Annotated in this window: 5 protein-coding genes; 1 reads left to right on the top strand and 4 read right to left on the bottom strand. The window is 38.6% G+C overall.

Translation table 11 applies throughout. The annotated features are described in order from the left end of the window. Positions 1-181: 181 nt before the first annotated feature. The 4 genes from holA to UC75_RS13340 all read right to left on the bottom strand — a co-directional run bounded on the left by holA (position 182) and on the right by UC75_RS13340 (position 4,886). Positions 182-1,171 carry a DNA polymerase III subunit delta gene (gene holA / locus UC75_RS13355; RefSeq protein WP_049837889.1) on the bottom strand — a complete coding sequence of 330 codons (990 nt, stop codon included), beginning with the start codon at positions 1,169-1,171 and terminating at the stop codon, positions 182-184. An 18-nt stretch (positions 1,172-1,189) separates the two neighbouring features. Next, a complete protein-coding gene (gene lptE, locus UC75_RS13350; RefSeq protein WP_004794663.1) occupies positions 1,190-1,699 on the bottom strand; it encodes an LPS assembly lipoprotein LptE in 510 nt (169 codons plus the stop codon). Positions 1,700-1,726: 27 nt separating this feature from the next. Further along, positions 1,727-4,351 (bottom strand): leucine--tRNA ligase, encoded by a 2,625-nt coding sequence (gene leuS / locus UC75_RS13345; protein WP_049837888.1) that lies wholly within the window; start codon positions 4,349-4,351, stop codon positions 1,727-1,729. A 187-nt stretch (positions 4,352-4,538) separates the two neighbouring features. Then, positions 4,539-4,886 (bottom strand): DUF4124 domain-containing protein, encoded by a 348-nt coding sequence (locus UC75_RS13340; protein WP_049837887.1) that lies wholly within the window; start codon positions 4,884-4,886, stop codon positions 4,539-4,541. Positions 4,887-5,391: 505 nt separating this feature from the next. On the opposite strand from UC75_RS13340, the gene UC75_RS21705 reads away from it, so the two are divergent. Continuing rightward, a partial coding sequence (locus tag UC75_RS21705) for a thiamine pyrophosphate-binding protein (RefSeq protein WP_265597227.1) occupies positions 5,392-5,993 on the top strand: 602 nt, incomplete at its 3' end.

Here is a 5,993-nt window from a genome sequence, read left to right as displayed (position 1 = left end):
TTCCAGGCTAAAAGAGCAATAATGACTATACAGACGATGATAATAACAAGTTTGATTGGCTTTATTTTTGGCATGGCGAGAGGTCGAAAAGTTTAAAATTTAATTTAGTATAAAAGCGAAATGAGGATAAAACGTGAATTTTTATGATATTTCAGGAATGAAGAAAAATGATTGAGCCGAATTAGTGTATAAATAATGTTTTTCCACATAATTCAGCAATCGCTTGCTGCATTAAATGTTCTGCATTTTCGTTTGACATTCCTTTAATTGCTGCATCAATTTGCAATAGAAGGGTAGACCAGCCTAAAAACTGTTGTGGATTTAGTCTTCTTAATGCTTGTTGATATAAGCTGACTTTTGTTTTCCATATACCGAGCTGTAAGGCATTATGAGGTTGTTCAAACAATTGCATTAACAAGCGCATTTCTTTACTTAAAGTCCATAAAATCAGACTATCGGGTTCGCCTGCTGCAATTAAATATTGAAAAATCTTAATAGATTGGCCAAGGTTGCCTTCTAATAATGCATCACTTAAATCATAGGTGGTATAGCGTGATTGATCTTGTAGGCACGCATATAATTGTTCAATTTGAATCAGTTGTTGGTCTGGAAATGTATCTCTTACACGCATCAAGCTATTTTTAGCTGCAAGCAAATTGTGCTCATGATGTTGCATTAACCACTGCCAAGCATCATTGTCGAGTTGAATTTCAAGCTTCTCTGCTTCAGCAGATAAAATTCTTTGACGATCTTGTGGGTAATTTGCCGTGAGGGCAACTACAACCCCATTTGCTTCAACAACTTGGAAAAAAGCAGATTTTAAGCTGCTACTATCTTGTTTGGGTAAAACAATTAATAGCAGGTTATGTTCATTATGTTGTATATAGCTTTTGAGTTGTTTTAAGCCATTTGCATCAGGTTTTATATTGCCGTGTACTTCAATAGCAAGCTGCTGAGAAAATAACGATAAGCTATTAAGTGCGTTAAAGACATTTTTCCAGTCGCTTACGCTACTAATATCATAGCGCTGTCTTTCAACTTCTTGTTGTTGCCAGCTTTTTCGAAAGGCATCTAATAAATTTTGTTCTAATAAAGGCTCTTGCCCATGCAAAATCCACGCACCCCGAGCTTCCGGAGTACGTTTTAAGGCTTGTAAATAATCAATTTTCATTGCTGGTAAAAATACAGATTAAGGCTGAGCTTTTGGTAGGCGATTTGCTGAAATCTGACGAGTAATCTGCTGCGCAATATCATCAATTACAATACGTTGTAAGTAACTTTCTTGCTGATTTTCAGTGTTGACTGTTGCTAAGTCATATTGATAACTACGAGATGCAGTTAATGAGCGTGGCTCAGTAATTTTATTACCCTGACGATCTTCAATCTGGAAGGTTACGGTCAAACGTAATAATACTTCAGTTAGTTTTCCATTTAAAAGCTGACGACGTGGTGTGTACTCTAAAACACGAAGTACGTAGGCATCATTATCATTGCTGAGTTGAACACCATTTGCAGCTAAATACACTTTTAACTGCGTTTCCAAATCATCAGTTTTAGCCGGTAACTCAAGGCTTAACTTTTTATAAACAAGCGGAGTCGCAGTCGGGTTGGTTCCTTTTAAATGAAATCCACACCCGACTAAGCCTGCACTAAGGCCTAAGGTTAAAACAACAGCGGCTAAACGTTTGGCTAAGTGCATGCTTGATCCTCTCATTAATAACTTTAATTAAACCACGAGGTTAACTAATTTATTTGGAACCACAATTTCTTTTTTTGTTGGTCCGGTTAAGAATTGTTGAACTTCTGGTAGAGCTTTAGCTTGAGCTAATAGATCTTCCTTAGAAATATCAACAGAAACTTCAAGTTTACCGCGAAGTTTACCATTAACCTGTACAACAATCGTTTGCGTATTACGTGTTAACGCAGAAGCATCAACTTCAGGGAATGTTGCTGCTGTAACATCAGTACCAAATTGAGTCAATAAAGTTTGGCTTAAATGCGGTGCAAACGGTTCAAGTAAAGTTAACAGTGTTGTGATTGCTTCACGTTCTACAGCAATGTCATTGTCATCTTTTGCTTCAAACTTGTTGCTTGCGTTTAACAATTCCATCAAAGCAGCAATCGCGGTATTGAATGCATGACGACGTTCAATATCATCACTTACTTTTTGAATAGTTTCGTGTGTTTTACGACGTAAGTCTTGAGCATCTTTAGACAAATTAGCTGTATCGATTGTAGACGCTGAGTTGCCTTTTTCAAGGAAGCCAGCTACAAGTCGCCATACACGTTTCAAGAAACGGTTTGCACCTTCAACACCTGCATCAGACCATTCTAAAGATTGATCTGGTGGAGCAGCAAACATCATGAATACACGAGCTGTATCTGCGCCGTATTGATCAATAATCGCTTGTGGGTCAATACCGTTATTTTTCGACTTAGACATTTTTTCTTGTCCGCCGATCACAACTTCTTGGCCGTCACCTGAATATTTTGCAGAAAGAATACGACCTTTCTCATCACGTTCTAATTCAATATCAGCTGGGTTGAACCAAGTTTTCTTGCCATTTTCTGCTTCACGATAGAACGTATCTGCAAGTACCATGCCTTGAGTTAACAAGTTAGTAAATGGTTCATTACCTTGTACAACACCTTCATCACGCATTAATTTGTGGAAGAAACGTGCATAAAGTAAGTGAAGAATTGCGTGTTCAACACCACCAATGTATTGGTTTACAGGAAGCCAGTTTTGAGCTGCTTCAGGTTTAACCATACCACCAGTAAAGTCTGGAGAAGCATAGCGTGCATAGTACCAAGATGACTCTACGAAAGTATCTAAAGTATCTGTTTCACGACGAGCATCGCCACCACAACAAGGACATTTAGTTTCATAGAATTCAGGCATTTTATTCAGCGGATTACCTGAACCATCTGGAACAACGTCTGTTGGTAATACAACTGGAAGCTGGTCTTCTGGAACTGTGACTTGACCACAAGTATCACAGTTAATCATTGGAATTGGACAACCCCAGTAACGTTGACGAGAAACACCCCAGTCACGTAAACGGAATTGAACTTTAGAATTTGCTAAACTTTGTGGTTCTAATTTTGCAAGGAATGCGTCAAACGCAGCTTGGAATTCTAAACCGTCAAACTCACCAGAGTTAACAAGTTTACCTTCTTTAGAACCGTACCATTCTTGCCATTCAGTTGCAGAGTAATCTGCATCTTCAGCACCTTTTGCATCAATCACTTGCTTAATTGATAAATTGAACTTGTTAGCAAATTCAAAATCACGTTCGTCATGCGCTGGTACAGCCATTACTGCGCCAGAACCATAAGACATTAATACGTAGTTTGCGATCCAAACAGGAAGCTCTTCACCAGTTACAGGATGTTTTACAAACAAACCTGTTGCCATGCCTTTCTTCTCGGCTGTTGCCAAGTCAGCTTCTGCAACTGAACCCATGCGGCACTCTTCAATAAATGCAGCCAATTCAGGGTTGTTTTCAGCAGCTTTAAGCGCGAGAGGGTGTTCTGCTGCAACAGCAACATATGTCACACCCATTAGCGTGTCGGCACGTGTTGTATAAACAGTTAAACCATCAGCATAGATTTCAGTATTGGCAGATGGGAAAGTAATTTCCATGCCTGTAGAGCGACCAATCCAGTTACGTTGCATGGTCAACACTTGTTGAGGCCAGCCGTCTTGTAAGGTGTCTAGATCGTCTAATAATTCTTGTGCATAGTCAGTAATACGGAAGTAATACATTGGAATATCACGTTTTTCAACCAATGCACCTGAGCGCCAGCCACGACCATTTTCAACTTGCTCGTTTGCTAAAACTGTTTGGTCAACCGGATCCCAGTTTACTGTTGAAAGTTTACGGTAGATCAGGCCTTTTTTATAAAGCTGAACAAATAGCCATTGTTCCCAGTGATAATACTCTGGTGTACAAGTTGCGAATTCGCGATCCCAGTCTACAGATAGACCTAATTTTTTTAATTGGTCACGCATGTAAGCGATGTTTTCAAATGTCCATTTTGCCGGAGCAACTTTATGGGCAATTGCTGCGTTTTCAGCAGGTAAACCGAATGCATCCCAACCCATAGGTTGTAATACAGTTTCACCTTTTAAACGGTAAAAACGGCTAATTACATCGCCAATTGTATAGTTACGCACATGCCCCATATGCAGCTTGCCGCTTGGGTAAGGAAACATTGACAGGATGTAACGATGTTTACCTTCGACAGTGTCGGCAACTTTAAAGACTTTACGATTTTCCCAATCTTGTTGAACTGATGGTTCAATCGTGTTTGCTTGATATTCGGGGTCAATGTGAGAAATAGTCATAGACGTAAGCTATACAACGAAAATTGAAATGAAAGATTGCTGCACAGCATAGCGCAAAATAACAGGAAATGTCAGTTTTTAGATCAGGATTTTATCTTTTAATATGAGCAATAAACATTTCTCAATCTATTCTTCTTTATTTTAAATAATAGAGGAGTGATGAAAATATTCACCACTCTCATTTTACTTATCGCGGTGTTGGAGCAGATGGGGTAGAAGCTACAGGTGGAACAGCTACTGCGGGTGCATTTTTTTCCTGTGCGACGTTAGTTGCCTCTTGCACTACTTTATCTGTTTTATCTTGAGATTGTTGTTCTGGGGAAGGTGTCGAATTTTTTACGGATGATTGGCTGCCGTAAGTTGAAACTTTGTTCAAATGTTTTGCACTCTTAGGTGGTGGAGTCGTGGTGTAATGGGTGGAGCCATTTTTATCCATCCATTTGTAATATTGCTGTGCCTGACTTTGGCTTGAGCAAACTAAAATCACTGTTGCAACTGCCGTATATAAGCTTGTTTTTAAATAAGATAAATTCATATTAGATATTCCCCAAAGAAAGCTGGCTATATTTAAATAAAGTTCAGAAATAAGCAATTTACAATGCATGGTTTTATATAAAAAAGAAGAATTATTTTTAATAAATAGAGGTTAGAACTACCAAATTTACGATTCAATTTTAGATTAAAAAAGAAGCAGCTAAAATTTTTTATGGAAAAACCTTTTCTTTAATCTTGACTTTAGTGAATTAAACAACAAAAATGCTTCCTTTAGTTTTATATGCGATTATTTGATCACCCTTCGAATAACCGTCATGTTTTGTAATAGACATTCTCTCTAGCCGAGAGATTGATTTTACTTAAAGTATGTATATCCAGACATGCTTTATTAATGTTAAAAAAGCTTATACGGCTGAAAAACAGAAATTTTTCTATTGCAACGAAAACTAGACAATATGTGTGCTATAACAGTGCAGACAATTCAATGAATGAAACACTATTTGTGCCTTCCATAAATAGTGATAAAGATTTTAGGGTGAATCACGTTGGAACTTTTATCTGGTGGTGAAATGCTCGTTCGTGCTCTTGCGGACGAAGGCGTTGAACATGTTTTTGGTTATCCAGGCGGCGCTGTATTACATATTTATGATGCGCTATTTCAACAAGACAAAATTAATCATTACCTCGTACGTCATGAACAAGCTGCTGGTCATATGGCAGATGCTTACTCGCGTGCTACAGGTAAGACTGGCGTAGTACTGGTCACTTCTGGACCTGGCGCAACTAATACTGTGACTCCAATTGCAACAGCTTATATGGACTCAATCCCAATGGTGATTTTGTCTGGCCAGGTTGCATCACATCTTATTGGTGAAGACGCTTTCCAAGAAACTGATATGGTGGGTATTTCACGTCCGATCGTGAAACATAGCTTCCAGGTTCGTCACGCAAGCGAAATTCCTGCAATTATCAAAAAAGCATTTTATATCGCTTCAAGTGGGCGCCCTGGCCCTGTTGTAGTCGATATTCCTAAAGATGCGACAAATCCTGCAGAAAAATTTGCGTACGAATATCCTGAAAAAGTGAAGATGCGTTCTTATCAGCCACCTTCACGTGGTCATTCTGGTCAAATTCGCAAAGCGATTGA

Source organism: Acinetobacter sp. V2, from assembly GCF_001188385.1.
Lineage (GTDB): Bacteria > Pseudomonadota > Gammaproteobacteria > Pseudomonadales > Moraxellaceae > Acinetobacter > Acinetobacter oleivorans.
Note: the sequence above shows the minus strand (reverse complement) of the source record. Positions and strands in the feature narration are given on the sequence as shown.